Here is a 25,996-nt window from a genome sequence, read left to right on the forward strand (position 1 = left end):
GGGGATCGGGATGGCGACGGACCACAAGGGGCTCACCTATGCGGATGCGGGCGTGGACATCGACGCCGGCAATGCGCTGGTCGACCGGATCAAGCCCGCCGCCAGGGCGACCGACCGGCCCGGAACCATGGGCGGGCTCGGCGGCTTCGGCGCGCTGTTCGACCTGAAGGCGGCCGGCTACCGCGATCCCGTCCTCGTCGCCGCCACCGACGGCGTCGGCACCAAGCTGCGGATCGCCATCGACACCGGCCATGTCGACACGATCGGCATCGACCTCGTCGCGATGTGCGTCAACGACCTGGTCTGCCAGGGGGCGGAACCGCTGTTCTTCCTCGACTACTTCGCCACCGGCAAGCTCGAGATCGAGGAAGCCAGCCGCATCATTTCCGGCATCGCCCGGGGCTGCGCCGATTCGGGCTGCGCGCTGATCGGCGGCGAGACGGCCGAGATGCCGGGCATGTATCACCGGGGCGACTTCGACCTCGCGGGCTTCGCCGTCGGCGCGATGGAGCGCGGGCAGGAGCTGCCGAAGGGCGTCCAGCAGGGCGATGTCCTGCTCGGCCTCGCCTCCTCGGGCGTCCATTCCAACGGCTACAGCTTCGTGCGCAAGGTCGTCGAACTCTCCGGCCTCGGCTGGGACGCGCCTTCGCCCTTCGGCACCGGCACCCTGGGAGAGGCGCTTCTCACCCCCACCCGCCTTTACGTCAAGCCGGCCCTCGCCGCCGTCCGCGCGGGCGGCGTGCACGGCCTCGCCCATGTCACCGGCGGCGGCCTGACCGAGAACCCGCCCCGCGTCCTGCCGGAGGGCCTGGCCTGCGAGATCGACCTTGGCGCCTGGCAGCTTCCGCCGGTCTTCCGCTGGCTCGCCACCACCGCCAAGATGTCGGAACCCGAACTCCTCAAGACCTTCAACTGCGGCATCGGCATGATCCTCGTCGTCGCCGGGGACCGGGCCGAGGCGCTCACGCAGCTCCTGCAGGACCAGGGCGAGACCGTCACCCGCCTGGGCCGGATCGTGGAAGGGCAGGGGGTCGTCTACCGGGGCAAGCTTCTGTGAAGCGTGTCGCCATCCTGATTTCCGGGGGTGGCTCGAACATGCTGGCGCTCGTGCGCGACATGACGGGCGACCATCCGGCGCGGCCCGTCCTCGTCGCCTCGAACGACCCGGAGGCCGGGGGGCTGGCGAAGGCCGCCGCCCTCGGCATCGCCACCGCCGCGCTCGACCACCGCGCCTGGCCCGACCGCGAAAGCTTCGAGGCCGCGCTGGCCGAAGCGATCGACGCCAGCCGCGCCGACATGATCTGCCTCGCGGGCTTCATGCGCATCCTGACCCCCGGCTTCATCCGCCGCTACCAGGGCAGGATGCTGAACATCCACCCCTCGCTCCTGCCGAAATACCCCGGCCTGCACACCCACGCCCGCGCCCTTGCCGCCGGCGATGCCGAGGCCGGCTGCACCGTCCACGAAGTCACCGCCGACCTGGACGCCGGCCCGATCCTCGGCCAGGCCCGCGTCCCGGTCCTGCCCGGCGATACCGAGGACAGCCTCGCCGCCCGCGTCCTGACCATGGAGCACCGGCTCTACCCGGCCGTCCTGCGCCGCTTCGCCCTGGGCGACCGCCGGCCCGTCGCGCTACCCTGACGGCCCGTCCGGCCGCGTCAGCACGAAGGCGCAGCCCGCCGCGATCAGCACGGCCTGCGGCAGCAGCACCTTCCAGCCGAGGCCCAGCCAGAGCGACACCACCAGCACCGCCGCCATCGTCCCCACCGCCAGCCGCTTGGCCGGGCGCGAGATCGCGCCGTTGTCCTCCCAGTTGCGGATCGGCGGGCCGAACAGCGGATGCGCCAGCAGCCAGCCATGCAGACGGGGCGAGGATTTCGCGAAGGACCCCGCCGCCAGCAGCAGGAAGGGCGTGGTCGGCACCACCGGCAGCGCCACGCCCAGAAGGCCGATCCCAAGGAAGAACAGGCCCACCGCCAGCCACAGGGTTCGCATCATCGACTCCGATCCGCCACAGAAACGCATGGCCCGGTCCCGGCCGCAAGCCCGGCCCTTTTCTTTTCGCCCCATGCCCCCTATAGGCCGAAAGGCGGGACGACCCCGCGACGAAAGGCCGCCGATGCGCACGATCACCACGACCGAAGACCTCGCCGCCTTCTGCGCGCAGTGCAAGACCCAGCCCTACGTCACCCTCGACACCGAATTCCTGCGCGAACGCACCTACTGGTCCAAGCTCTGCCTGATCCAGATGGCCATGCCCGGCGCGGGCGAGGCGGTCCTGATCGACCCGATCGAAGGGCCGGAGATGTCGATGGAACCGCTCTACGACCTTTTCCGGCACGAGGCGACGGTCAAGGTCTTCCACGCCGCAAGGCAGGACCTGGAGATCTTCTTCGTCGAAGGCAATGTCTTTCCGAAACCCCTGTTCGACACCCAGGTCGCCGCCATGGTCTGCGGCTTCGGCGAACAGGTCGGCTACGAGACCCTGGTCAAGCGCATCGCCCGCGCCAATCTGGACAAGACCTCGCGCTTCACCGACTGGTCGCGCCGCCCGCTCTCCGAGGCGCAGAAGGATTACGCCATCGCCGATGTCACCCATCTGCGGGTGATCTACGAATTCCTGGCGGCGCAGCTTGCCAAGAACGGCCGCGCCTCCTGGGTGGCCGAGGAGCTGGCGCTGCTTACCGATCCCGCGACCTATATCACCGACCCGGACGAGGCCTGGCAACGGATCAAGACCCGCACCACGAGCGGCAGGTTCCTGGCCGTGGTCAAGGCGCTGGCCCGCTTCCGCGAGACCTATGCCCAGGCCCAGAACGTGCCGCGCAGCCGGGTGATGAAGGATGACGCGCTGCTGGAACTGGCCTCCACCCGCCCCGCCACGGTCGAGGAACTGGGCCGCTCAAGGCTCCTGTTGCGCGAGGGGAGAAAGCCCGAGATCGCCGAGGGCATCCTTGCCGCCGTGCAGGAGGGGCTCGAGATGCGGCCCGAGGACATTCCCCGGATCGAGAACGGCCGCGACCAGTTGCAGGTGAACCCGGCGCTGGCCGACCTTCTGCGCGTGCTGCTCAAGGCCAAGTCCGAAAGCCTTGGCGTCGCCCCGCGCCTGATCGCCTCCTCCGCGGAGCTGGACCAGATCGCCGCCGGCGAACGCGACGTCGCGGCGCTGGCCGGCTGGCGGCATGAAGCCTTCGGCGAGGATGCGCTGCGCCTCTGCAAGGGCGAGATCGCGCTCTCGGCCAAGGGCAACGAGGTGCGGGTGGTCCGCCTCTGACCCGCCCCGCTCGTCGATGACTTCGTCACTCCTCGCCACCGTCCCGCGAGGAGGAGACGCAGTCGAACGACGAGCCGCCGCGAAGCCCTGGCTAGCGCCGCGCCGACCTTGCGTTGGTCGCCCCCTGGACCACGATTTCGCGGACCTGCTCCAGCTTGTAGTCCGACACGAAGATCGCCACGTCCACCTCCCGCGACTGCGGGGTGTTCACATCGGCCGGGCCCACCGGCGGCAGCAGGCGGAACTCGTAGACTAGCGCGCCCTCGGTCGCGGTCTCGGCCCGCACCAGTTCGGCCGCCCACCAGCCCTGCGTCGGCGCCAGCCCCCGGGCCCGCAGGATCGCGCCGCCGGGCATCGGCTCGACCGACATGCCGACCACAGTCTCGACCAGCGGCCGCGGATCGCCCGGCTGCGCCGCCACCACCACCGCCTCGCGCGGCTGCGACCGTCCGAACCAGTTCAGCGGGTTCAGCCGGCTCTCCCGGAACCCGCCGCAGCCCGCAAGGGTGGCGCAGAGGGTCAGCAGCAGCAGGGGACGGGCAAGGGACATGGCGGATTTCCTGAACACTTGCCCTTGGGTAGCCGATGGAGGCGCGTTTGAAAAGCACTTCTCCGGGCTGGACCTTTGCCCCGCGCGCGCTTACCTCAGCGGCAGAGAGCGGAGCAAGCCATGGCCACCGAAGCCTTCGAGGACATCGCCGAAACCTTCGAATTCCTGGACGACTGGGAGGACCGCTATCGCCATGTCATCGAACTTGGCAAGACGATGCCGCCCCTGGACGACAGTTTCAAGGTCCCCGCGCTGAAGGTGCAGGGCTGCGCCAGCCAGGTCTGGCTCCGCCCGGTGATCGCGGGCGGGCGCTTCGATTTCCAGGGCGACTCGGATGCGATGATCGTGCGTGGCCTGATCGCCGTCCTGCACGCGCTCTACTCCGGCCTGCCGCTGGCCGAGGTCGGCACGGTGGACGCGGCGGCGGAACTCGGCCGCCTCGGCCTGAACGAGCATCTCTCCAGCCAGCGGTCGAACGGATTGCGCGCCATGGTCCAGCGCATCCGCGAGGAAGCCGCGGGCCGCGCCTGACCGCCACCTGCCGCCCTGCCGCAGGTCCGGCGCCCGACCCTGACCGGGGCGAGGCTGATCGCGGCCCTCAAAGCGGCGCGCAGGCGTCCCGCAGCCATGACAGGGCAGGGCCCGAGACACGCGCGGCAAGCCGCTCCAGCACCCCGGCGTGATAGGCGTCCAGCCAGTCACGCTCATCGGGGGACAGCCGGCCGGCAAGGATCAGCCGCCGGTCGAAGGGCACCCAGGTCAGCGTCCCGAAGGCCAGCTGCGCCCGGTTGTCGCCCAGGGGCGGCGCCTCCTCGACCACGATCAGGTTCTCCAGCCGGATGCCGAACTCGCCCTCGCGGTAATAGCCCGGCTCGTTCGACAGGATCATCCCCGGCTCCAGCGGCACATCCGACAGGCGGCTGATCCGCTGCGGCCCCTCATGCACCGAGAGGAACGCCCCCACGCCATGCCCGGTCCCGTGGTCGTAATCCTGCCCCGCGACCCACAGGTTGAACCGCGCCAGCGCATCCAGATCGCGCCCCGCCAGCCCCTTGGGAAAGCGCGCCCGGCTGATCGCGACCAGCCCCTGCAGCACGCGGGTATAGGCGGCGCGCGCCGCGTCCCCCGGATCGCCGATCGGGATGGTCCGGGTGATGTCGGTCGTCCCGTCGACATATTGCCCGCCCGAATCGACCAGCAGAAGCTCGCCCGCGCGCAGCGGGCGGTCGGTCTCGCGCGTCACCCGGTAATGGACGATCGCCCCGTTCGGCCCCGCGCCGCAGATCGTGTCGAAGCTGATGTCATGCAGCGCATTCGTCGCGCGTCGAAAACCCTCCAGCGCCGTGACGACGGCGATCTCGGTCAGGTCGCCGGGGGCGGTCCGGTCCAGCCAGCACAGGAACTCGGTCATCGCCGCCCCGTCGCGCAGATGCGCCTCGCGGGTCGCGGCGATCTCGGCCGGGTTCTTGCGCGCCTTGGGCAGCTTGCAGGGGTCCTCGCCCCATTGCACCTCGATCCCTGCCGCGCGCAGCAGGTCCGCAACCGCCAGCGGGGCCGAGCCCTGGTCCAGCCGCACCGGCCCGGCCAGCCGGGAAAGGGCGGTGGCGAATTCTCCGGGCGGGTGCAGCGCCACCCCGGGGCCGAGATGGTCCCGGACCGCCGCGTCGAATTTCGCCGGCTCCGAGAACAGGTCCACCCTCCCGTCGTCATGCAGCACGGCAAAGCCATGCACCACCGGGTTCTTCGGCACATCCGCGCCCCGGATGTTCAGCAGCCAGGAGATCGAATCCGGCAGCGTGATCACCGCCGCGCGCTGGCCCGCCGCGCGCAAGCCCCCGGCCAGGCGGGCGCGCTTCTGGCCATGAGCTTCCCCGGCCAGCGCTTCGGGCTGGACAAAGACCCTGCCCAGGGGGGCGGCAGGCTGATCCAGCCAGATCAGGTCAACCGGATTTTCCACGCATCTTGAAAGCGTTACGCCGCTGCCTTCAAGCGATGCTTCAAGTTTCCCGATCTCCTCCGCCGTGTGCAGCCAGGGATCGAAGCCCAGCCGCCCGGCGCTCAGGTTCTGCCGGATCCACTCGCCCGGCTTGACCTCGGGCCAAGGGACGGGGGTGAAGGCCGCAAGGTCCACCTGCGCCTTCACCTGCGTCCGGTAGCGGCCGTCGATGAACACCCCCGCCGCGCCCGGCAGCACGATGCAGAACCCGGCCGAGCCGGTGAAGCCGGTCAGCCATTGCAGCCGCTCGTCCCGCGCGGCGACATATTCGCCCTGATGCGCATCCGCGCGCGGGACAAGAAAGCCGTCCAGCCCCAACCCCGCCAGCCGAGTCCGCAGCAGGGCCAGTCGCGGCGGCCCCTGGTCGGGCGAGGCCGGGCTGTCAAAGCTCTGGAACATGCGGCTTCCTCTTGGCAAAGATACTCATTCTGCGCCATCCCGGCAGCGGCGCGGCCAGCCTAGCCCGCCCGCCGCATCCCCAGGGCGCGGGCGCGCTTCTTCGGATCGACCTCGAACAGCGCGGCCAGCTGCTCGGTCATCGCGCCCGCCAGCTGCTCGACATCGGTGATCGTCACCGCGCGCTGGTAATAGCGGGTCACGTCATGGCCGATGCCGATCGCGATCAGCTCCACCGCGCGGCGGCGCTCGACCATGGCGATCACGTCGCGCAGGTGTTTCTCCAAGTAATTCGCGGGGTTGACGGACAGGGTCGAATCGTCGACCGGCGCCCCGTCCGAGATCACCATCATGATCCTGCGCGCCTCGGGCCGGGCCAGCATCCGGCGGTGCGCCCATTCCAGCGCCTCGCCGTCGATGTTCTCCTTCAGCAGGCCCTCCTTCATCATCAGGCCAAGATTCGGCCGCACCCGCCGCCAGGGCGCGTCGGCCGACTTGTAGATGATGTGGCGCAGGTCGTTCAGCCGCCCCGGCATCTGCGGCCGGCCCTGCGCCAGCCAGCGTTCGCGGCTCTGCCCGCCCTTCCAGGCCCGGGTGGTAAAGCCCAGGATCTCGACCTTGACGTTGCAGCGTTCCAGCGTCCGGGCCAGCACGTCGGCGCAGATCGCCGCGATCGAGATCGGCCGCCCCCGCATCGAGCCCGAATTGTCCAGCAAGAGCGTCACCACCGTGTCGCGGAACTCGGTGTCCTTCTCCCATTTGAACGACAGCGGCATGGTCGGGTTCGCCACCACCCGCGCCAGACGCCCGGCGTCAAGGATGCCTTCCTCCTTGTCGAACTCCCAGCTGCGGTTCTGCTGCGCCTGCAACCGGCGCTGGAGCTTGTTCGCCAGCCGGCTGACCGCGCCCTTCAGCGGGTCAAGCTGCTGGTCCAGATAGGCGCGCAACCGTTCCAGCTCGGCCGGCTCGGCCAGTTCCTCGGCACGGATTTCCTCATCGAAATCCGTGGTATATACGGCATAGTTCGGGTCGGCATCGGAATGCGGCGCAGGCGGCGGCGGCTCCAGCGGGGCCTCGCCTTCCGGCAGCTCCGTCTCGTCGCCCTGTTCCATGTCGGCGCTGTCTTCCATCGTGACCTGCGCCTGGGACTGGTCCTGCTGCTCCTCCTGGCTCTCCTCGGGCGTGGCCTCGGCCTCCTCGCCCTCCTCCTGGTCCTCGCCCGAGGTGTCGGGCGCGTCCTGGTCCTCCTCGGCCTGGTCCTCGCCGGCATCCTCGTCCGGCGCATCGGGATCCTCGCCCAGCTGGTCGCCATAGCCGAGGTCGGCGATCACCTTCCGCGCCAGCCGGGCAAAGGCGGCCTGGTCGGCCAGCACATGGTCAAGGTTCGCCAGCGTCGCGCCCGCCTGCTCCTCGACGAAGCCGCGCCAAAGCTCGGCCGCGTGCTCGGCCGATTTCGGCAGGGGCCGCCCGGTCGCCATCTGCCGCACCAGATAGCCCGCCGCCACCGGCAGCGGCACCTCCGAGGCCTGGGTCACCTGGCCATAGCCCTTGCGGTCGGCCTCATAGGCGATCTTGGCGTCGATGTTCCCGGCCGTTCCCGGCATGGCGCGGGCGCCCACCGCCTCGCAGCGGGCGGCTTCCATCGCCTCGTAGATGTCGCGGGCCAGGGGGCCGGCCGGGGCATAGCGCGCCGCGATCCCGTCGTCGTGGTACTTGCGGCGCAGGGCGAAACTGTCCGCCGTCCCGCGCGCCAGCAGCACCTCGTCCCGGGTCATCCTCCGGCTGATCTGGGGCAGGCGGACGCCCTCCTTGTTCATGCCCGCGGGATCGACCGAATAGGTGACGGTCATCTCCGGGTCATCCGCCATGGTGCGGGTGGCCTCGGCCAGGGCTTTCTTGAACGGATCGGCGGGGTTGTCGCTGGGCTTGCTCATGTCGTCAGCCTAATCCCTCAATCGCGCGGCTGCCAGAGGCCAGATCGGCCAGAAGCGCCACATGCACATCCAGCGCGTCGATCACGGGATAGCCGGTTTCCCGCCCGTCGAAGGCCAGGTTCAGGTCCGTCCCCGCCAGCACCACCGCCTGCGCCCCCCGCCCGACCAGCCGTCGCCCCGCGTCAAGGAACCGCGCCCGCCTGGCCGCGTCGCAGACCCCGGCAACCGCCATCTCCTGGTAAAGCTGGCCCAGCTCCTCGATCTCGTCGTCGGGCGCGATGGCGCGGGTCCGGGCAAGCTGGCCGAAAAGCTTCGTCCGCATCACCACCCGGGTGCCCAGAAGCCCCACGCAGCCGATCCCCTGGGCCGCGAGGAACGCATCCAGCGGCTCCACCGCCGAGACGAGCGGCAGCGAGGACCGCGCCACCGTCTCGTCAAGGCAGAAATGTCCCCCCAGCGAGGTGATCGCCGCGCATTCCGCCCCGGCCGCCTTCAGCCGGTCGATCAGCCCGGCATAGACCACCGCCTGCTCGACCCGGCGGTCGGCCAGGTTGTTCGCGATCAGCTCGTGGATGTCTGCCTGCACGATGGTCAGGTCCAGCCGCTTCCCCCGCGCCGCCATCGCCGCGCAAAGCCTCTGGTAATAGACCACCGTCGCCGCGGGGCCGATGCCGCCGATCAGACCGATATGCATGAAGCCCCCCGCCAGAGCACCGACTTAACCATCCCCGGCGGCAGGCGGCAAGCCGCCGCCGTGCGTCCCCGCACAGAACCGGCGCGGGTTTGGGGAGTTTGCATCCCGCCCCCCGCTGCCGGATAGTGGGGCAGAGATTTTCCAACTTTCAAGGAAACCTACCATGGCCAATCCGAGAATCGCGATCATCGTCTCCTCGACCCGCCCGACCCGTTTCGCCGACATTCCCGCCGCCTGGATCAAGGCCCAGGCCGAGGCCCGCGGCGACATGGATATCGAGGTCGTGGACCTGCGCGACTACCCGATGCCCTTCTTCGACGAGGTGGCCTCGAACGCCTGGGCCCCCACGCAGGACCCGACCGCACAGAAGTGGCAGAAGAAGATCGCCGAGTTCGACGGCTATGTCTTCGTCCTGGCGGAATACAACCGCTCGCTCCCCGGCGTGCTGAAGAACGCGCTGGACCAGGCCTATGTCGAATGGACGCGGAAACCCTTCGGCGCGGTCTCCTACGGCTCGATGGGCGGGGCGAATGCGCTCGGCCATCTGCAGAACATCGGGGTCGAGCTGCAGATGGCCCCGGTGCGCAACAACGTCCGCATCGGCGGCGGCGATTTCTTCAAGGTGCATCCGGGCTTCGGCGGCTCGGGCAACATGGCCGACATCGAGGCCTCGATCCTGCCCTCGGCCAAGGCGCTGCTGGACGACATCCTCTGGTGGGCCAAGGCGACCAAGGCCGCGCGCTGAGGATCCGGGCCAGCGCCGCAAGCGCCGGCCCCCGAACGCAAAAGGCGCGGCGCCCACCGGACCGCCGCGCCTTTTCTTTGCCGGGATTGTGGAGGCGGGTACCGGAATCGAACCGGTCTTCACGGATTTGCAATCCGCTGCGTAACCTCTCCGCCAACCCGCCGCCGGAGGTGGGGAGGGGATAGCGGATCAGGGCCGGGGCCGCAAGGGGCAGATGCGGCCACGGGCTGTCCCCGCCGCGGTGGCGCGGCGTCCGGTCCTCAATAACCCGTCATCTCCAGATAGCCCCGCCCCGGATGGCTGCCCGTCACCCGCACCGGCCCCTCCCAATAGGGCACCGAGACCGCCATCCAGGCCCCGGGGTTCAGCGCGCGCAGGGTGACGTCCAGCCCCCGCTCCGCCAGCCGCAGGCGCCAGACGACCGGCACCGCGCGCCCCGCGACCTCGGCCCGCTCCAGGGCCTCGGCCCGCAAGGCTCCGGGCGCCAGCGGATGCGGCGTGCCGTCCGGGTCGATCCATGTGCCCGAGGCGAATCCCGCCGCCCCGTCGCGCAGCACGAAGCCCATCAGCCTGCCGCCCCCGTCGAAGGCGAGCGAGAACCAGTCCCAGCCGGTCTGGTCCGCCGCAAGGGGTTGCGAGGACCATTCCCGGTCCAGCCAGGCATTGCCGGTGACCGCCACCGCGCCCTCGGGCAGGTCCAGCCGGCCCGTCACCCGGTAGAAGGGCTGCGAATAGTAGTGGCTCGCCTGCCCGCCGGCGGATTTGACCGAATAGCCGCGCTCGCCCTGCAGGACCAGCGGCCCCTCGGCCACGAGGTCCAGCGCATAGCCGAAATCCCCGCCCCGCGCCGTCAGGGCCAGCCGCGCCAGCGCATCCTCGCCCGGCCCGGCGGTCGAGAGCATCTGCCATTCGTCGATCCAGGCCCGGAAGCCGCCGTCCAGCGTCACCCCCGCCTGGCCGACCCCGCCGCGCCCCAGCCGTTCGGCGACGTGATGCGCCTCGGGCGTGGTGACGGCCGCATGACCCATCCAGAGCTGCGGGCTCTGCCAGCCCTCGCCCCAGCCGGGGGCCAACGCGGTGCGGAACAGCGTCCATTGCGCGCCCATCTCCCTGCCGTCCGCGGCGGTCAGGTTCGCGGTCAGGTACCACCATTCGATGCGAAAGCCGGGATGCGGCAGGTGGTCGGCGGGGAACTCCGGCACCGTGGCGGGATCGGGCAGGGCGAAGTCCCCGGCCGGGGCGCCCATGTCGGCGAATCCCTGCGCGGCGGCAGGGCCGGACAGGATCAGGAACAGCAGGCAAGCCTTAGCGTTCATTGGCGAAAACCCTCAGCATCGCGGCGGGCGAGGTCCGCGCCAGCCGCAGCGCCGGCAGCGCGCCCGCCACCAGCGCGGCGGCAAGCGCGGCCAGGACCAGCACCAGCCAGTCGCCGGGAAAGACCTGCATCGGCAGGCGCCAGCCGAAGGCCTCGACGTTGACCACCGCCAGCAGCACCCAGGCCAGCGCCAGCCCCAGCGGCAGCGCCAGAAGCGCGGTCAGCGCGGCAAGCACCAGCGTCCGCAAAAGGTCCAGCCGCGCCAGCCGTCCCCGCGTCAGCCCCATGGCCCAGACCGGGGCGAGTTGCGGCAGGCGCAGGCCCGCCAGCGTCAGCAGGCTCGCCAGCATCGCCAGCGCCGCCACCCCCAGCGTCAGCGCGTTCAGCGCCGCCGTGACCGCGAAGGTGCGCTCGAAGACCTGCAGCGAGAAGCCCTTGATCCCGGCCTGGTCCACCACCGCCTCCTCGCCCAGGCCGAAGCGCGCGCGCAAATCAGCCGCCAGCCGCGCCACCGCCTCCGCGGGTAGCCGCAGCGCGAAACGCAGCTCGGGGACATCGGGATAGCGCGCGCGGAACGCGGTCAGGCCCAGGATCACCTGCGGCGAGGGGTTGCCGTAGTCGGAATAGATCCCGGCCACCGGCAAGGCCCCCCCGGGCAGGTCCACGGCATCCCCCAGGGCAAGCCCCTGCCGCCGCGCCATCTGTTCGTTGACCAGCAGGCCCCCGCCGTCGCGGACCCGGTCCCAGACCTCCGGCGCGGCGGTCAGCAGCGGCCAGTTCTCGCGATAGGTCGCGTGGTCCGCCACGCCGTAGACGCTGCCGGGCTGGCCGCCAAGCTCCTGTTCCGCCTCGACGATCGGCAGGATCGCGTCCACGCGCGGCGAAAGCCAGTCCCGCATCGCGCGGGCCGTCGCCGGGTCGGGCGCGGTAAGGTAAAGCTCCGAGGCCAGGCGCTGGTCCAGCCAGCCGGTGAAGGTGGCGCGAAAGCTTGCGACCATCGTCCCCACCCCCACATTCGCCGCCACCGCCAGCAGAAGCGCCATCAGCGCCAGCGACAGGCCCGGCAGCTGCTGGCGCGTGTCGGCCCAGAACCACTCGGCCAGCACCGACCTCGCGCCCCGTCCCGCCAGCGCCAGCAGCCCGGCCAGAACCGCCGGCAGCAGCAGCGCCGCCCCCAGCAGAAGCCCCGCCAGCACCGCGAACCCGGCCCATAGCCCCGCGCCAAGCCCAAGCGCCAGCCCCGCCATCCCCCACAGCGCCAGCCCCGCCACGGCCTGCGCCGCCCGCGCCCGCGCATTCGCCCGCCCCCAGGCGCGCGGCTGCGCGCTGGCAAGGATCGGCAGCCGCCAGACCTGCCAGAGCCCCCCCGCCGCCGCGACCAGCGTGCCCGCCAGCGCCATGCCGATCCCGGCCGCTCCCCACTCGGCCCGCAGTTCCAGCCCGCCCGGCACCGGCGCGCCGTAAAGCCCGCCCAAGGTCGCCGCCACATCCGGCAACAGCGCCGCCGCCACCGCATAGCCCAGCGCCACCCCCGCCACCCCCGCGACCAGCGCCAGCGCCAGCAGTTCGGCCAGCACCAGCCCCGCCAGCCCCCGCGCCGAGACGCCCAGCGAGCGCAGGGTGCGGAACACCGGCCGGCGCTGCTCGAAGGCAAGGCCCACGGCGGAATGGGTGATGAAGATGCCGACGGCAAAGGCGAGAAAGCCGAAGGCGGTCAGGTTCAGGTGGAAACTGTCGGTCAGCCGGGCCAGCCCGTCCTCCGGCGCGGCCGGTTGCAGCCGCAGGTCCGGCGGGACCGGGCCGGGCAGGGGGCGCGCGGGGTCCAGGATCAGGGCGCTGATCTCGCCCCGCCGGTCCAGAAGCCGCTCGGCCAGGCCGATGTCGGCCAGCACCGTGCCGGGCGGTATCCCGTCCGAGGTCAGAAGCGTGAGCCCGGCCAGCGCCTCGGCGCCCAGGGTCTCGGGATGCACCAGCGCCACCTCCCCGGCCAGAAGCGCCCCGGCCTCGGCCAGCGCCGGCAGGCCGCTGACCGCCGCCTCGCGCGGCAGGGTCAGGGGCTCGATCCCCAGCACCCGCAGCCCGCCCGTCCGCCCCTCCAGCACCGGCGAGACCGGCCAGCCCTCCCGCCGCAGCTCGCCGTAGCGGTCCACACCCAAGGGCCCGACCAGCCGGTCCAGCCGGTCCTGCCCCAGGACCGAGGCCGCCCGCGCATAGGCCGCCCGCGCCTCGGCGTTGATCGCCTGCACCCCGGACCAGAGCGCGGTGGCCAGCGCCAGGCCCATGAGCAGCATCGCCAGTTGCAGCGGATGCCGCCGCCAATGCGACAGAAGGGCGGACAGCGCGGTCATGCCAGCCGTCCCGCGCGCAGGTGCAGCCGCCGGTCCAGCCGCGCCGCCAGCCGCTCGGAATGCGTGACCATCAGAAGCGCCGCCCCGGTTTCCGCCACCAGCGCCAGCATCAGCGCCAGCACCGCCGCGCCCGTCGCCTCGTCCAGGTTGCCGGTCGGCTCGTCGGCCAGGATCAGCCCCGGCCGCCCGGCCAGCGCCCGCCCGATCGCGACGCGCTGCTGCTGGCCGCCCGAAAGCTCGTCGGGATAGCGGTGAAGCAGGCCCTCCAGCCCCAGCCCGCTTGCCAGATGCCGCCACCACTCCGGATCATGCCGCCCCGCCAGCCGGGCCTGGAAGGACAGGTTCGCCGCGACGCTCAGCGAGGGGATCAGGTTGAACTGCTGGAACACGATGCCGATCCGGTCCCGGCGCAGCGCCGCCAGACCGGCGTCGCCAAGGGTGGAAAGCGCCGTCCCCCCGACGGTGATCTCGCCCCGGTCGGGCCGGTCCAGCCCGCCCGCCAGATGCAGCAGCGTCGACTTGCCGCTGCCCGACTCGCCGGTCAGCGCCAGGCTTTCCCCCGCCGCCAGCCCCAGGCTGGCCCCGTTCAGCACCGCGACCGCGCCCTCGGCCGTGGGGTAGGACTTCCAGGCTTCCGCAATCTCCAGCACGTTCCACCCCGCTCCTTCGCCGGCAGCGCCAATCGCGGACTGGACCTAACGGGCATGTGCCTCTGGTCATAAGGCCGCCGCGCCACATCCCCGATGATGGCGTCTGATCTTGGACGAAAGGATGCAGCCATGGAAGGCTTCGCAGGACTGAACGACATCGAGGCCGTGGTCGAGGCCGACCGCGCCCATGTCTGGCACCATCTGTCGCAGCACAAGGCCTATGAGACCGTCGATCCCCGCGTGATCGTCGAGGGCAAGGGACTGCGCGTCTGGGACGCGAAGGGCAAGGAACATATCGACGCCGTCTCGGGCGGGGTCTGGACCGTGAACGTCGGCTATGGCCGCACTTCCATCGCCGATGCGGTGCGCGACCAGCTGGTGAAGATGAACTACTTCGCCGGGGCGGCGGGCTCGATCCCCGGCTCGGTCTTCGCCAAGCGCCTGATCGAGAAGATGCCGGGCATGTCGCGGGTCTACTATTCCAACTCGGGATCGGAAGCGAACGAGAAGGTCTACAAGATGGTGCGCCAGATCGCGCACCGGCACCACGGCGGCAAGAAGTGGAAGATCCTGTATCGCGACCGTGACTACCACGGCACCACCATCGCCGCGCTCGCCTCGGCCGGGCAGGACCAGCGCGCCATGCAATACGGGCCCTTCCCGGACGGCTTCGTCCGCGTTCCGCATTGCCTGGAATACCGCGCGCAGTGGGAGGTGGAGAACTACGGCCAGCGCGCCGCCGACGCGATCGAGGAGGTGATCCTGCGCGAAGGTCCCGATACTGTCGGCTGCCTGATCCTGGAACCCGTGACCGCGGGCGGCGGCGTGATCGTGCCCCCGAACGGCTATTGGGAGCGGGTGCAGGAGATCTGCCGCAAATACGACATCCTCCTCGCCATCGACGAGGTCGTCTGCGGCGTCGGGCGCACCGGCACCTGGTTCGGCTACCAGCATTACGGGATCAAGCCCGATTTCGTGACCATGGCCAAGGGCGTCGCCTCGGGCTATGCCGCGATCAGCTGCACCGTCACGACCGAGCGCGTCTTCGACATGTTCAAGGACGACCCGAACGATCCGATGAGCTATTTCCGCGACATCTCCACCTTCGGCGGCTGCACCTCCGGCCCCGCCGCGGCGCTGGAGAACATGCGGATCATCGAGGATGAGGGGCTGCTGGCCAATACCGTGGCGATGGGCGACTACTGCCTGTCGAACCTGCAGGCGCTGATGGACAAGCACAAGGTCATCGGCGACGTGCGCGGCAAGGGCCTGTTCCTCGGCGCCGAACTGGTTGCGGATCGCGCGACCAAGGAGCCCGCGGACGAGAAGAAGGTCGCCGCCGTGGTCGCCGACTGCAACGCGCAGGGCGTGATCATCGGCATGACCAACCGCTCGATCCCCGGCCTGAACAACACGCTCTGCCTCAGCCCCGCGCTGATCGCGACCAAGGACGACATCGACCAGATCACCGGAGCGATCGACGGCGCCCTGTCGCGGGTGTTCGGCTAGGTCTTTCGGGCGGGAAGGGTGTCCGGGGACGGCGCCCTTCCCGCAACCGCCGCGGTGCGCTGTAGCGCACCCTACGCCGTCCCGCAGGCTGCGCCACGGTGCACCGTCCTTTCGATTCGCCCCGCATGGTTAACGCCCCGCCAGCCCCACGCCGGTCTGGACAGGTGCCAGACAGGTGCCAGACGCTTGGCAGACGCGCCGTCTGGCCGGGAACCCCGGTGTAAACCCAGCGTTCTCAGATGCTTGCCCGGACCGGCGGACCGCCGCCCTAATGGCCCACCGATTTCGAGAACAGGTTCACCACCATCACCCCCGCGATGATCAGCGCAAGGCCGACCAGCGCGGCGGTGTCCAGGGTCTGGCGATACCAGATCCAGGCTACGGCGCTGATCAGGACGATGCCCATGCCGGACCAGATCGCATAGACGATCCCGGTGGGCATCACCTTCAGCGGATAGGACAGCAGCCAGAAGGCGATGACATAGCCCGCAACCGTCACGACCGTGGGCCAGAGCCGGGTGAAACTGGCAGAGCGCGACAGGGCGGTGGTGGCGATGACCTCGGCGAGGATCGCAAAGCCGAGGATGGCATAGGTCTTGGTCATGGTCGTGCGTCCTCTCGTCGAGGAAAGCCTAGCAGGGGCAGGGCGGGAATGGTGCGCGGTTCGCGGCAAGATATGGGCGGATTCCGGCCGCCAAGGGCAACTGCTGGGGTCGAAGATGCGCTCTGGCGCGGCCTGCGGGGCAGGCGCGGGGGTGCGGCGGGCGGGGGTCCCGGCGGCATTCCTTGACTTTGGACCGATGCGGCGGATTGTTCTGGCCTTATCACTCGGTTGCGATTCCCATGGCCACCATCCCTGTCGAAGCCTTCTACCTGACCCCCGGCGCCACCGGCTCGCTCCAGCAGCAGATCCGGGCGATGGTGACGCAAGGGATCCTCGCCGGCCGCTTCCGGCCGGGGGCGCGGATGCCCTCGTCCAGGGGGCTGGCCGGGCATCTGGGGGTCAGCCGGATCACGGTGACGCTGGCCTATTCGGACCTCGTGTCCTCGGACTACCTGACCTCGGCCGGCCGGTCGGGCTATTTCGTCTCCGGGACCGCGCCGCTGGCGCCAGAGTTTCCCGAAAGCGCGCCGCAGTCGGAGGCCATTGATTTCAAGGGCTTGACGGGGGGACGCTTCTCCTCGGTCCTGCGGGTGGAGCGGCCGGAGGACTGGGACCGCTATCCCTGGCCCTTCATCTACGGCCAGGCGGATCCGACGCTTTTCGACCACCAGAACTGGCGGCAATGCGCGTTGCGGGCGCTCGGCAAGCGCGATTTCGCGGCGCTGACCAGCGACTATTACGAGCGTGACGATCCCTTGCTGCTGCAGGAACTGGTGCGCACGATCCTGCCCCGGCGCGGCATCGCCGCGCGCGAGGACGAGGTCCTGCTGACCATGGGGGCGCAGAACGCGCTCTGGATCGCGGCGATGGCGCTTCTGGGGCCGGGGCGGCGGGCGGTGGTGGAGAATCCGGGCTATCCGGCCTGGCGGGCCATCGTCGCGGCCACCGGGGCCGAGGCGGTGCCGGTGGATGTCGATGCGATGGGCCTGCCGGTCGAGGGGCTAGTGGGGGATGTGGTCTTCACCACCCCCTCGCACCAATGCCCGACCAATGCGACCATGCCGGTGGAGCGGCGGGTGGCGCTGCTGGAGGCGGCGGAGCGACAGGGCTTCGTGATCGTCGAGGATGATTACGAGTTCGAGATGTCCTTCCTGAAGCCGGTGGCCCCGGCGCTGAAGTCGCTGGACCGGGGCGGGCGGGTGATCTATGCCGGGTCGTTCTCCAAATCGGTGTTTCCGGGGCTGCGGCTGGGCTATCTTGTTGGCCCGCCTGGCTTTATCGCCGAGGCGCGCAGCTTGCGCGGGCTGATGCTGAAGCACCCGCCGGGGCATATCCAGCGGACCATGGCCTATTTCCTGGGCCTCGGGCATTACGATGCCCTGGTCAACCGGATGAAGAACGCCTATCGCCGCCGCCGGCAGGTGATGGCCGAGGCGATCGCGGCCGAGGGGCTGGAGGTCGCGGGGCAGGGCGGCTTCGGCGGCTCGAGCTTCTGGATGCGCGCCGGTGCGGCGGTGGATACCGAGGAACTGGCCCTGCGGCTGCGGGCCGACGGCGTGCTGATCGAGCCGGGGCGGGCCTTCTTTGCCGGTGCGGGCCCCCGGAACTATTACCGGCTGGCCTATTCCTCGATCGCGCCGCAGCGCATTGCCGAGGGCGTGGCGCGGATCGCCCGGGCCTCGGCTCCGGGGGCGGCTCGTCGATGACTTCGTCACTCCTCGCGGGGTCTGCCGACGAGGAGACGAAGTCGAACGAGGAGGGCCCGGTTGGATATAGCGGGCCGGATCATCTGGCCGTAAGCTCGACCGGGGCGCGGCGCTAGGGTGCCGGGCAAGGGGGCCTTCGGGGCCGTGGAAAGTCATGGAGAGACGCGATGAGGATGACGACCGAGGAAGCCTTCGTGAAAGTGCTTCAGATGCATGGGATCGAACATGCCTTCGGGATCATCGGCTCGGCCTTCATGCCGATCTCGGACCTGTTCCCCAAGGCCGGGATCACCTTCTGGGACTGCGCGCATGAAGGCTCGGGCGGGATGATGGCCGACGGCTTTACCCGGGCTTCGGGCAAGATGAGCATGATGATCGCGCAGAACGGGCCGGGGATCACCAATTTCGTCACGGCCGTCAAGACGGCCTACTGGAACCATACGCCCTTGCTCCTCGTCACCCCGCAGGCGGCGAACAAGACCATCGGCATGGGCGGATTCCAGGAAGTCGAGCAGATGGCGCTGTTCAAGGACATGGTCTGCTACCAGGAGGAGGTACGCGATCCCTCTCGCGTGGCGGAAGTCCTGAACCGGGTGATCCTGCAGGCGAAGCGGCAGTCGGCCCCGGCGCAGATCAACATGCCGCGGGATTATTTCACGCAAGTCATTGATATTGCCATGCCTGCGGTGGTGGAGTTCGAGCGGCCCTCGGGTGGCGAGGAGGCCCTGGCGCAGGCGGCGCAACTGCTTTCGACGGCGAAATTCCCGGTGATCCTGAACGGCGCCGGCGTGGTGATCGGGGGCGCGATCCCGGCCTCGATGGCGCTGGCGGAGCGCCTCAGCGCGCCGGTCTGCGTCGGCTACCAGCACAACGACGCTTTCCCCGGCTCGCATCCGCTGTTTGCCGGGCCCTTGGGCTATAACGGGTCGAAGGCGGGGATGGAACTGATCCGGGAGGCCGATGTGGTGCTGGCGCTTGGCACCCGGCTGAACCCGTTCTCGACGCTGCCGGGTTATGGGCTGGATTACTGGCCGAAGGAGGCGAAGATCATCCAGGTCGATATCAATCCGAACCGGATCGGGTTGACCAAGCCGGTGACGGTGGGGATCGTCGGCGATGCGAGGAAGGTGGCTGAAGGGATCCTCGCGCGGCTGTCGAAGACGGCGGGCGATGCCGGGCGGGAGGAGCGCAAGGCGCTGATCGCGCAGAAGAAATCGGCCTGGGCGCAGGCGCTGGCCGGGATGGACCACGAAGAGGACGATCCGGGCACCAGCTGGAACGAACGCGCCCGCAAGGCCAAGCCGGAGTGGATGAGCCCGCGCATGGCCTGGCGCGCGATCCAGTCCGCGCTGCCGAAAGAGGCGATCATCTCCTCCGACATCGGCAACAACTGCGCCATCGGCAATGCCTATCCGTCGTTCGAGGCGGGGCGGAAATACCTGGCGCCGGGGCTTTTCGGGCCCTGCGGCTATGGGCTGCCGTCGATCATCGGGGCCAAGATCGGCTGCCCAGATGTGCCGGTGGTGGGCTTCGCGGGCGACGGCGCCTTCGGCATCGCGGTGACGGAACTGACCGCCATCGGGCGCAAGGAATGGCCTGCGATCACCATGGTCGTCTTCCGCAACTACCAGTGGGGGGCCGAGAAGCGGAACTCGACGCTCTGGTATGACGACAATTTCGTCGGGACCGAGCTGGACACCGATGTCTCCTATGCCGGGATTGCGAAAGCCTGCGGCTTGCAGGGCGTGCAGGCGCGGACGATGGAGGAGCTGACGGCCAGCTTGCGCAAGGCGATCGAGGACCAGATGGCGGGCAGGACCACGCTGATCGAGGCGCTGATCAACCAGGAACTGGGCGAGCCCTTCCGCCGCGACGCGATGAAGAAGCCGGTCGAGGTGGCGGGGATTTCCAAGGCGGACATGCGGCCGCAGGTGGCGGGGTGAGGGGGCCTGAAATTTTTCGACGAAAAATTTCAGGGGCCGGGCGTGGTGCCCTATGACCTTGGGCCGGGGGCGCTGGCCTGGCTGGCGCTGGCCTGTCTGGTGGCGGGCTTCGTGCGCGGCTATTCCGGCTTCGGCTTTTCGGCCCTGCTGATCGCGGCGGCCAGTCTGGTGACCAATCCCCTGAACTTCGTCGCGGTTGTGGTCATCCTGGAAACGGTGATGTCGCTGCAGGCCGCCAGGGGGGCCGGGCCGCATGTGGACTGGGGGCGGGTCGGCTGGCTGATGGGCGGCGCGGCGCTGGGGCTGCCGCTGGGGCTGTGGGTCCTGACCGGGATCAGCGAGGATGCGGCGCGGGCGATGATCTCGGGCTATGTCCTCTTGATGTGCGTCGTCCTGCTGGCGGGGTGGCGGCTGGCGGGCGAGGTCAGGGGTGCGGCGAACGGGGTGGCGGGGGTGGTCTCGGGACTGGCCAATGCGCCGGGGATGGGGGGGCTGCCGCTTGCGGCCTTCTTTGCCGCGCAGCCGATGCCGGCCCCGGTGTTCCGGGCCACGCTGATCGCCTTCTTCCCGCTGCTCGACCTCTACTCCGCGCCGCTTTACTGGCTGGCGGGACTGGTTGGCTGGGATACGCTTCGGGCCTCGCTGCTCGCCTTGCCGGTGACGCTTTTGGGCAACTGGCTGGGGGGACGGCATTTCTTCGGCACCGATCCGCAGGATTTCCGCCGCTTCGCGATCGGGCTTCTGGCGGGGCTGGCGGTGCTGGGTCTTGGGAAGGCGGTGCTGTGATGTGGCTGATCGTGAACGCGGGCTCGTCCTCGCTGAAGCTGAAGGTCTTCGACGGCGACGCCGAGGTCGGCAGCGCGCTGGTGGGCGAGATCGGGCCGGATGGTCACCGCGCGGCGATGGCGCGGGGGCTGGCCGAGACGGGCGTCCCGCTGGACCGGCTGACGGCGGCGGCGCATCGGGTGGTGCATGGCGGGGCGGGGCTGACCGCGACGGCCCGCGTGACACCGGAAGTCCTGCGCCAGATCGAGGCCTGCGTGCCGCTGGCGCCCTTGCACAATCCGGGGAATCTGGTGGGAATCCAGTCTGTTGCGGCGCTGGCACCCAACCTGCCGCAATATGCGGCCTTCGACACCGCCTTTCATGCGACGAACCCGGAGGTGGCCACGACCTATGCGCTGCCTTTGGCCGAGCGGGAGCGGGGCCTCCGCCGCTATGGCTTTCACGGCATCAGCTTCGCCGCCCTGGTGCGCATCCTGCGCGCGCGGGGAGAACTGCCGGGGCGGCTGCTGGCCTGCCATCTGGGCAACGGCTGCTCGCTGGCGGCGATCCGGGACGGGCGGTCGGTGGCGACGACCATGGGCTATTCGCCGCTGGACGGGCTGACCATGGGCACGCGGACCGGCGGCATCGACGGCAACGCCGTCCTGCGGCTGGCCGAGCTGCACGGGATCGACCGGGCGGGCGCGATCCTGAACCGGGAAAGCGGGCTTCTGGGCCTTGCGGGGGCCAGCGACATGCGCGCCCTGCATGCGGCGGGGACGGCGGAGGCGCGGTTCGCGCTGGCGCATTTCGCCTATTGGGCGGTGCGCCATGCCGGGTCGATGGTGGCGGCGATGGGGGGGCTGGACGGCGTGGTCTTCACCGGCGGCATCGGCGAGAACGATCCCTGGATGCGGAACGAAATCCTGTCCGGGCTGGCGTTTCTGGGAGTATCTCCCGACGCTCGGGCCAATGCCCGGAACGACAGGGTGCTGCATGACGCGGCTGCCCGTGTCGTTATCCTTGTTGTGCCGGCCGACGAGGAGCGGCAGATTGCGCTTGAGGCGCAGGCCGTGATGTCGGCCGAGACGCAGGCCGTGAGGGCGGGGGAGGGGGCGTGAACCAGCCACGGATGGAGACGCAGCGCGCGGTCGGCGACGAGATCCGCCAGACCACCTGCTACATGTGCGCCTGCCGCTGCGGGATCAACGTGCATCTGAAGTCCGGCAAGGTCGCCTATATCGAGGGCAACCGCGACCATCCGATCAACAAGGGCGTCCTTTGCGCCAAGGGGGCGAGCGGGATCATGCAGGTCACCGCCCCCTCGCGTCTGCGTGCGCCGCTGCGGCGGGTCGGGCCGCGGGGGTCGGGGGCCTTCGAGGAGATTTCCTGGGAGGAGGCGCTGGCGACGGCGGTGTCCTGGCTGAAGCCGCTGCGCGAGACGGCGCCGGAGAAGCTCGCGTTCTTCACCGGCCGGGACCAGAGCCAGAGCCTCACCGGCTGGTGGGCGCAGGCCTTCGGCACGCCGAACTATGCCGCGCATGGCGGGTTCTGTTCGGTCAACATGGCCGCCGGGGGCATCTATTCCATCGGCGGGGCGTTCTGGGAATTCGGCCAGCCGGACTGGGAGCGGACGAAGCTCTTCGTCATGTTCGGCGTGGCCGAGGACCATGACAGCAATCCGATCAAGATCGGCATCGGCAAGCTGAAGGCGCGCGGCGCGCGGGTGATTTCGGTGAACCCGATCCGCACCGGCTATTCGGCGGTGGCCGACGACTGGATCGGGATCACGCCGGGGACGGATGGCCTCCTGATCCTGTCGCTGATCCATTGCCTGCTGGAGGCGGGGAAGATCGACCTCGACTATCTGGCGCAATGGACCAACGCGCCCCTGCTGGTGAACGCGGCGGAGGGGGCGGAGAAGGGGCTTTTCGTCCGCAATGCGGAGAGCCAGCCCTTCGTCATCGACCGCCGGACGGGACATCCCGCGCCCTGGGACGGCAAGGGGGTGGAGCCGGACCTTGGGGCCGAATGGCAGGGGCATCGGACGGTGTTCCGGCACATGGTCGAGGAATATCTGAAGCCGGAGCATGCGCCGGAAGTGGTGGCGGCGCGCTGCGGGGTATCGGCCTGGCGTATCCGGCAACTGGCGGCGGAACTCGCGCAGGCGGCCTTCGATCAGGCGATTTCCCTGCCGCGCCCCTGGACGGATTTCCGGGGCAACGACCATGCCGACATGCCGGGCCGCCCGGTCAGTTTCCACGCCATGCGGGGGATTTCCGCCCATTCCAACGGCTTCCAGACCGCCCGTGCCCTGCATCTGTTGCAGATCCTGCTCGGCGCGGTGGAAACCCCCGGCGGCTACCGGCTGAAACCGCCCTATCCGAAGCCGGTCGAGGCGCATCCGACGCCCCACTTCGTGACCACGCCCGGCAAGCCCCTGACCGGGCCGCATCTGGGCTATGTCCGCTCGCCCGACGACCTGTGCCTTCTGCCCGACGGCAGCCCGGCCCGGATCGACAAGGGGTTTTCCTGGGAGAACCCGTTCTCGGCGCATGGGCTGATGCATATGGTCATCCCCAACGCCCATGCGGGCGACCCGTACAGGATCGACACGCTGTTCCTCTACATGGCGAACATGTCGTGGAATTCCTCGATGAATTCCGCCCGCGTGATGAAGACGCTGACGGAGAAGGACGGGGACGGGGAGTATCTGATCCCCCGCATCATCTACTCCGACGCCTATGCCTCCGAGATGGTGGCCTATGCCGACCTGATCCTGCCCGACACCACCTATCTGGAGCGGCACGACTGCATCAGCTTGCTCGACCGCCCGATCTCGGAGCCCGATGCGGCGGGGGATGCGGTCCGCTGGCCGGTCGTCGAGCCGGATCGCGAGGTGCGCTGCTTCCAGTCGGTGCTGCTTGATCTTGGCGCAAGGCTGGGCCTGCCGGGGATGGTGGAGGAGGACGGGACGGCGAAATACGCGGACTACGCCGACTACATCGTGAACCACCAGCGGCGGCCCGGCGTGGGGCCGCTGATGGGGTTCCGGGGGGACGGGACGCAGACCGGGCGGGGCGCGCCGAACCCCGGGCAGTTGCGGCGCTACATCGAGAACGGCGCCTTCCATCAGGCGCATGTGCCGGAAGAGGCGGCCTTTTACAAACCCTGGAACGCGGCCTACCAGGACTGGGCGGTTCGCCTTGGCCTTTACGAGACGCCGCAGCCCTATCTGTTCAACATCTGGTCCGAACCGATGCGCCGTTTCCAGCTTGCGGCCGAGGGCTTCGGGTCGCGCCAGCCTCCCGACCATCTGCGCGAGCGGCTTCGCCAAGCAATGCACCCGCTGCCGGTGTGGTATGCGCCCTATGGCGACGAGGACGCGGCCTTCGGCTATCCGGTCCATGCCCTGACCCAGCGGCCGATGGACATGTATCACAGCTGGGGCAGCCAGAACGCCTGGCTGCGGCAGATCAAGGGGCGGAACTATCTGTATCTGCCAACGAAGATCTGGGAAGCGCAGGGCTTTGCCGAGGGGGACTGGGCGCGGGTGTCTTCGCGCGCGGGGACCATCGTGGTGCCGGTGGCGCATATGGCGGCCTTGAACGAGAATACGGTCTGGACCTGGAACGCCATCGGCAAGCGCAAGGGGGCCTGGGCGCTGTCGCCCGAGGCGCCGGAAGCCACGACGGGGTTCCTGCTGAACCACCTGATCTCCGAGCTTCTGCCGGAGAAGGGGGTGCGGCTGTCGAACTCCGACCCGGTGACCGGGCAGGCGGCCTGGTTCGACCAGCGGGTGCGGGTGGAGCGGGTGGCGGCGGGGGATCATCCGCGAGGGGCCTCGGAGCCCGGCTTCCCGGCATTGCCCGACGTCCCGCGCGCCCGTGGCGGTCGCCAAAATTCTTCGAAGAATTTTGCCAAAAGTTTTCGAAAACTTTTGGGCCTGGCGGAGGTGGAGCAATGACTGCGCTGCCGGGGGCGACCGCAAAGAAGCTCGGTCTGGTGATCGACCTCGACACCTGCGTCGGCTGCCAGGCCTGCGTCACCGCCTGCAAGGGCTGGAACGATGCCGGGATCGGCCTGTCGGACCAGGACCCCTATGGCGCCAATCCTTCGGGCACCTTCCTGAACCGGGTGCATTCCTATCAGGTCGCGGTGCCCGAGGGTCCGGCGCAGGTGGTGGCCTTCCCACGCTCCTGCCTGCATTGCGAGATTGCCCCCTGCGTCACCGTCTGCCCGACCGGGGCCAGCTACAAACGGGCCGAGGACGGGATCGTGCTGGTGAACGAGGACGCCTGCATCGGCTGCGGGCTATGCGCCTGGGCCTGCCCCTATGGCGCGCGCGAGATGGATGCGGCCCAGGGGGTGATGAAGAAATGCACGCTTTGCGTCGACCGGATCTACAACGAGACCCTGCCGGAAGAGGACCGCGAGCCCGCCTGCGTGCGGACCTGTCCGACCAACGCGCGGCATTTCGGCGATCTGGCCGACCCGGAGAGCCATGTGTCGCGGCTGGTGGCCGAGCGTGGCGGCTATGACCTGATGCCGGGGATGGGGACGCAACCCACGAACAAATACCTGCCACCGCGCAAGAAGGGGCCGGGCGACGCAAGCCCGCTGGCACCGCTTCTGGACGTGAAGACCACCGGGATCGCCGGCTGGCTGGACCGGATGCTGGGGAAGATCTGAATGCATCCCGCGCCCTCGGTCATCCTGTTTTCCACGCTGTCGGGGCTGGGATTCGGCTTTCTCGCCTTCCTCGGCTGGGGGGCGATCATGCCCACGGGCTGGGCGGCCTTCTTCCTCTGGGGCCTCGGTTACGCACTGGCGGTGGCGGGGCTTCTGGCCTCGACCTTCCACCTCGGCAATCCGAAGAACGCGCTGAAGGCCTTCAGCCAGTGGCGCACGAGTTGGCTGAGCCGCGAGGCCTGGGCCTCGGTCGCGACGCTGGTGCTGCTGGCGCCGGTGGCGCTGGCGGGGATCTTCGGGCTGGGCCTGCCTGCGGTGGTGGGGCAGGTCGGGGGCACCCTGGCGCTGGCCACGGTATTCACCACGGCGATGATCTATGCCCAGATCCGGGCGGTGCCGCGCTGGCATCACTGGCTGACGCCGGTGATGTTCCTGGCCTTCGCGCTGGCCGGGGGGGCGATGCTGTCGGGCCGGGCCTGGGCGCCGCTGGCGCTGCTGGCGCTGGGCGTGGTGCTGCTGGCGGTCTGGCGGGTGGGCGACGGCGCTTTCGCGAAGGCGGGCGAGAGCCTGGGGACGGCGACGGGGCTGGGCGGGCTGGGGGTGCCCTCGGTCCTGGATCCGGCGCATACGGCGGGGAATTACCTCAAGCGCGAGATGATCTTCGTCGTGGGACGCAAGCATGCGGCCAAGCTGCGGCGGATCGCGCTGGGGCTGGCCTCGGTCGGCCCGGCGCTGGTGCTGCTGCTGCCGCTGGGCCCCTGGGCGATCGCGCTGGCGGCGGTGCTGCACCTGGCCGGGGCGCTGGCGGCGCGCTGGCTGTTCTTTGCCGAGGCCGAGCATGTGGTGGGGCTTTACTACGGCGCGCGGGGATGATC

Annotated in this window: 22 protein-coding genes and 1 tRNA gene; 13 read left to right on the forward strand and 10 right to left on the reverse strand. The window is 69.8% G+C overall.

Features of this window, described 5'->3' with window-relative positions; genetic code table 11:
- Positions 1-10: 10 nt before the first annotated feature.
- Both purM and purN read left to right on the forward strand, forming a co-directional pair.
- Positions 11-1,057, forward strand: coding sequence for a phosphoribosylformylglycinamidine cyclo-ligase (purM, locus tag ACE3UA_RS09505; protein ID WP_374644451.1), 1,047 nt, complete (start codon positions 11-13; stop codon positions 1,055-1,057).
- On the forward strand, positions 1,054-1,641 hold the full coding sequence (gene purN / locus ACE3UA_RS09510; protein WP_374644453.1) for a phosphoribosylglycinamide formyltransferase: 588 nt from the start codon (positions 1,054-1,056) through the stop codon (positions 1,639-1,641). The genes purM and purN overlap by 4 nt, the downstream gene beginning before the upstream one ends.
- Here purN and ACE3UA_RS09515 read toward each other — a convergent pair.
- Positions 1,633-1,998, reverse strand: coding sequence for a YbaN family protein (locus ACE3UA_RS09515; protein WP_374644455.1), 366 nt, complete (start codon positions 1,996-1,998; stop codon positions 1,633-1,635). The two genes, purN and ACE3UA_RS09515, sit on opposite strands and share 9 nt — an antisense overlap.
- A 121-nt stretch (positions 1,999-2,119) precedes the next feature.
- Between ACE3UA_RS09515 and rnd the strand changes: the two genes are divergently transcribed.
- Positions 2,120-3,274 (forward strand): ribonuclease D, encoded by a 1,155-nt coding sequence (gene rnd / locus ACE3UA_RS09520; RefSeq protein ID WP_374644457.1) that lies wholly within the window; start codon positions 2,120-2,122, stop codon positions 3,272-3,274.
- Positions 3,275-3,365: 91 nt separating this feature from the next.
- Here rnd and ACE3UA_RS09525 read toward each other — a convergent pair whose 3' ends face one another.
- The gene (locus tag ACE3UA_RS09525) at positions 3,366-3,824 is read right to left on the reverse strand and encodes a hypothetical protein (RefSeq protein WP_374644459.1); all 459 of its coding nucleotides are present in this window, start codon (positions 3,822-3,824) and stop codon (positions 3,366-3,368) included.
- A 120-nt stretch (positions 3,825-3,944) separates the two neighbouring features.
- On the opposite strand from ACE3UA_RS09525, the gene ACE3UA_RS09530 reads away from it, so the two are divergent.
- Positions 3,945-4,355, forward strand: a complete 411-nt coding sequence (locus tag ACE3UA_RS09530; protein ID WP_374644461.1) for a SufE family protein — start codon at positions 3,945-3,947, stop codon at positions 4,353-4,355.
- A gap of 67 nt (positions 4,356-4,422) precedes the next feature.
- Here the strand turns inward: ACE3UA_RS09530 and ACE3UA_RS09535 are convergent, their stop codons facing one another.
- Genes ACE3UA_RS09535 through ACE3UA_RS09545 form a run of 3 tightly spaced genes read right to left on the reverse strand, consistent with a single transcriptional unit; the run spans position 4,423 to position 8,844 of the window.
- On the reverse strand, positions 4,423-6,219 hold the full coding sequence (locus ACE3UA_RS09535) for an aminopeptidase P family protein (protein WP_374644463.1): 1,797 nt from the start codon (positions 6,217-6,219) through the stop codon (positions 4,423-4,425).
- A 59-nt stretch (positions 6,220-6,278) separates the two neighbouring features.
- On the reverse strand, positions 6,279-8,150 hold the full coding sequence (cobT, locus tag ACE3UA_RS09540) for a cobaltochelatase subunit CobT (RefSeq protein WP_374644465.1): 1,872 nt from the start codon (positions 8,148-8,150) through the stop codon (positions 6,279-6,281).
- A 4-nt stretch (positions 8,151-8,154) separates the two neighbouring features.
- Positions 8,155-8,844 carry an aspartate/glutamate racemase family protein gene (locus ACE3UA_RS09545; RefSeq protein WP_374644467.1) on the reverse strand — a complete coding sequence of 230 codons (690 nt, stop codon included), beginning with the start codon at positions 8,842-8,844 and terminating at the stop codon, positions 8,155-8,157.
- A gap of 163 nt (positions 8,845-9,007) precedes the next feature.
- On the opposite strand from ACE3UA_RS09545, the gene ACE3UA_RS09550 reads away from it, so the two are divergent.
- Positions 9,008-9,589, forward strand: coding sequence for an NADPH-dependent FMN reductase (locus tag ACE3UA_RS09550; RefSeq protein WP_374644469.1), 582 nt, complete (start codon positions 9,008-9,010; stop codon positions 9,587-9,589).
- A gap of 89 nt (positions 9,590-9,678) precedes the next feature.
- Here ACE3UA_RS09550 and ACE3UA_RS09555 read toward each other — a convergent pair.
- The 4 genes from ACE3UA_RS09555 to ACE3UA_RS09570 all read right to left on the reverse strand — a co-directional run bounded on the left by ACE3UA_RS09555 (position 9,679) and on the right by ACE3UA_RS09570 (position 13,902).
- Positions 9,679-9,752 (reverse strand) — tRNA-Cys (locus ACE3UA_RS09555).
- Between the two features lie 97 nt (positions 9,753-9,849).
- Positions 9,850-10,905 (reverse strand): lipocalin-like domain-containing protein, encoded by a 1,056-nt coding sequence (locus ACE3UA_RS09560; protein WP_374644471.1) that lies wholly within the window; start codon positions 10,903-10,905, stop codon positions 9,850-9,852.
- Positions 10,895-13,252 carry an FtsX-like permease family protein gene (locus tag ACE3UA_RS09565; protein WP_374644473.1) on the reverse strand — a complete coding sequence of 786 codons (2,358 nt, stop codon included), beginning with the start codon at positions 13,250-13,252 and terminating at the stop codon, positions 10,895-10,897. The genes ACE3UA_RS09560 and ACE3UA_RS09565 overlap by 11 nt, the downstream gene beginning before the upstream one ends.
- A complete protein-coding gene (locus ACE3UA_RS09570) occupies positions 13,249-13,902 on the reverse strand; it encodes an ABC transporter ATP-binding protein (RefSeq protein WP_374644475.1) in 654 nt (217 codons plus the stop codon). The genes ACE3UA_RS09565 and ACE3UA_RS09570 overlap by 4 nt, the downstream gene beginning before the upstream one ends.
- Positions 13,903-14,031: 129 nt before the next feature.
- On the opposite strand from ACE3UA_RS09570, the gene tpa reads away from it, so the two are divergent.
- On the forward strand, positions 14,032-15,411 hold the full coding sequence (tpa, locus tag ACE3UA_RS09575) for a hypotaurine--pyruvate aminotransferase Tpa (protein WP_374644477.1): 1,380 nt from the start codon (positions 14,032-14,034) through the stop codon (positions 15,409-15,411).
- Between the two features lie 268 nt (positions 15,412-15,679).
- Here tpa and ACE3UA_RS09580 read toward each other — a convergent pair whose 3' ends face one another.
- On the reverse strand, positions 15,680-16,015 hold the full coding sequence (locus ACE3UA_RS09580) for an SMR family transporter (protein ID WP_374644479.1): 336 nt from the start codon (positions 16,013-16,015) through the stop codon (positions 15,680-15,682).
- 239 nt (positions 16,016-16,254) lie between these two features.
- Between ACE3UA_RS09580 and ACE3UA_RS09585 the strand changes: the two genes are divergently transcribed.
- The 7 genes from ACE3UA_RS09585 to ACE3UA_RS09615 all read left to right on the forward strand — a co-directional run bounded on the left by ACE3UA_RS09585 (position 16,255) and on the right by ACE3UA_RS09615 (position 25,994).
- Positions 16,255-17,721: a PLP-dependent aminotransferase family protein gene (locus ACE3UA_RS09585; protein WP_374644481.1), complete on the forward strand. Its 1,467-nt coding sequence runs from the start codon at positions 16,255-16,257 to the stop codon at positions 17,719-17,721.
- Positions 17,722-17,888: 167 nt separating this feature from the next.
- Complete coding sequence (gene xsc, locus ACE3UA_RS09590; protein ID WP_374644483.1) at positions 17,889-19,664, forward strand: sulfoacetaldehyde acetyltransferase; 1,776 nt, start codon at positions 17,889-17,891, stop codon at positions 19,662-19,664.
- 45 nt (positions 19,665-19,709) lie between these two features.
- A complete protein-coding gene (locus ACE3UA_RS09595; RefSeq protein WP_374644485.1) occupies positions 19,710-20,450 on the forward strand; it encodes a sulfite exporter TauE/SafE family protein in 741 nt (246 codons plus the stop codon).
- Positions 20,450-21,550 carry an acetate/propionate family kinase gene (locus ACE3UA_RS09600; RefSeq protein ID WP_374644487.1) on the forward strand — a complete coding sequence of 367 codons (1,101 nt, stop codon included), beginning with the start codon at positions 20,450-20,452 and terminating at the stop codon, positions 21,548-21,550. The genes ACE3UA_RS09595 and ACE3UA_RS09600 overlap by 1 nt, the downstream gene beginning before the upstream one ends.
- Positions 21,551-21,561: 11 nt before the next feature.
- Positions 21,562-24,396 carry a molybdopterin-dependent oxidoreductase gene (locus tag ACE3UA_RS09605; protein WP_374644632.1) on the forward strand — a complete coding sequence of 945 codons (2,835 nt, stop codon included), beginning with the start codon at positions 21,562-21,564 and terminating at the stop codon, positions 24,394-24,396.
- Positions 24,393-25,121: a 4Fe-4S dicluster domain-containing protein gene (locus ACE3UA_RS09610; RefSeq protein WP_374644489.1), complete on the forward strand. Its 729-nt coding sequence runs from the start codon at positions 24,393-24,395 to the stop codon at positions 25,119-25,121. The genes ACE3UA_RS09605 and ACE3UA_RS09610 overlap by 4 nt, the downstream gene beginning before the upstream one ends.
- Positions 25,122-25,994, forward strand: coding sequence for a dimethyl sulfoxide reductase anchor subunit family protein (locus ACE3UA_RS09615; RefSeq protein ID WP_374644492.1), 873 nt, complete (start codon positions 25,122-25,124; stop codon positions 25,992-25,994). It abuts the gene before it with no gap.
- Positions 25,995-25,996 lie beyond the last annotated feature (2 nt).

This window comes from Tabrizicola sp. (genome assembly GCF_041919135.1).
Taxonomy (GTDB): Bacteria; Pseudomonadota; Alphaproteobacteria; order Rhodobacterales; family Rhodobacteraceae; genus Tabrizicola.

Excerpts from the sequence above, each read along its gene's own strand:
- purM (WP_374644451.1), top strand. The coding sequence starts at position 11 with ATGGCGACGGACCACAAGGGGCTCACCTATGCGGATGCGGGCGTGGAC.
- ACE3UA_RS09515 (WP_374644455.1), bottom strand. The coding sequence starts at position 1,998 with ATGATGCGAACCCTGTGGCTGGCGGTGGGCCTGTTCTTCCTTGGGATC.
- rnd (WP_374644457.1), top strand. The coding sequence starts at position 2,120 with ATGCGCACGATCACCACGACCGAAGACCTCGCCGCCTTCTGCGCGCAG.
- ACE3UA_RS09525 (WP_374644459.1), bottom strand. The coding sequence starts at position 3,824 with ATGTCCCTTGCCCGTCCCCTGCTGCTGCTGACCCTCTGCGCCACCCTT.
- ACE3UA_RS09530 (WP_374644461.1), top strand. The coding sequence starts at position 3,945 with ATGGCCACCGAAGCCTTCGAGGACATCGCCGAAACCTTCGAATTCCTG.
- ACE3UA_RS09535 (WP_374644463.1), bottom strand. The coding sequence starts at position 6,219 with ATGTTCCAGAGCTTTGACAGCCCGGCCTCGCCCGACCAGGGGCCGCCG.
- cobT (WP_374644465.1), bottom strand. The coding sequence starts at position 8,150 with ATGAGCAAGCCCAGCGACAACCCCGCCGATCCGTTCAAGAAAGCCCTG.
- ACE3UA_RS09545 (WP_374644467.1), bottom strand. The coding sequence starts at position 8,844 with ATGCATATCGGTCTGATCGGCGGCATCGGCCCCGCGGCGACGGTGGTC.
- ACE3UA_RS09550 (WP_374644469.1), top strand. The coding sequence starts at position 9,008 with ATGGCCAATCCGAGAATCGCGATCATCGTCTCCTCGACCCGCCCGACC.
- ACE3UA_RS09560 (WP_374644471.1), bottom strand. The coding sequence starts at position 10,905 with ATGAACGCTAAGGCTTGCCTGCTGTTCCTGATCCTGTCCGGCCCTGCC.
- ACE3UA_RS09565 (WP_374644473.1), bottom strand. The coding sequence starts at position 13,252 with ATGACCGCGCTGTCCGCCCTTCTGTCGCATTGGCGGCGGCATCCGCTG.
- tpa (WP_374644477.1), top strand. The coding sequence starts at position 14,032 with ATGGAAGGCTTCGCAGGACTGAACGACATCGAGGCCGTGGTCGAGGCC.
- ACE3UA_RS09580 (WP_374644479.1), bottom strand. The coding sequence starts at position 16,015 with ATGACCAAGACCTATGCCATCCTCGGCTTTGCGATCCTCGCCGAGGTC.
- ACE3UA_RS09585 (WP_374644481.1), top strand. The coding sequence starts at position 16,255 with ATGGCCACCATCCCTGTCGAAGCCTTCTACCTGACCCCCGGCGCCACC.
- xsc (WP_374644483.1), top strand. The coding sequence starts at position 17,889 with ATGAGGATGACGACCGAGGAAGCCTTCGTGAAAGTGCTTCAGATGCAT.
- ACE3UA_RS09600 (WP_374644487.1), top strand. The coding sequence starts at position 20,450 with ATGTGGCTGATCGTGAACGCGGGCTCGTCCTCGCTGAAGCTGAAGGTC.
- ACE3UA_RS09605 (WP_374644632.1), top strand. The coding sequence starts at position 21,562 with ATGGAGACGCAGCGCGCGGTCGGCGACGAGATCCGCCAGACCACCTGC.
- ACE3UA_RS09610 (WP_374644489.1), top strand. The coding sequence starts at position 24,393 with ATGACTGCGCTGCCGGGGGCGACCGCAAAGAAGCTCGGTCTGGTGATC.
- ACE3UA_RS09615 (WP_374644492.1), top strand. The coding sequence starts at position 25,122 with ATGCATCCCGCGCCCTCGGTCATCCTGTTTTCCACGCTGTCGGGGCTG.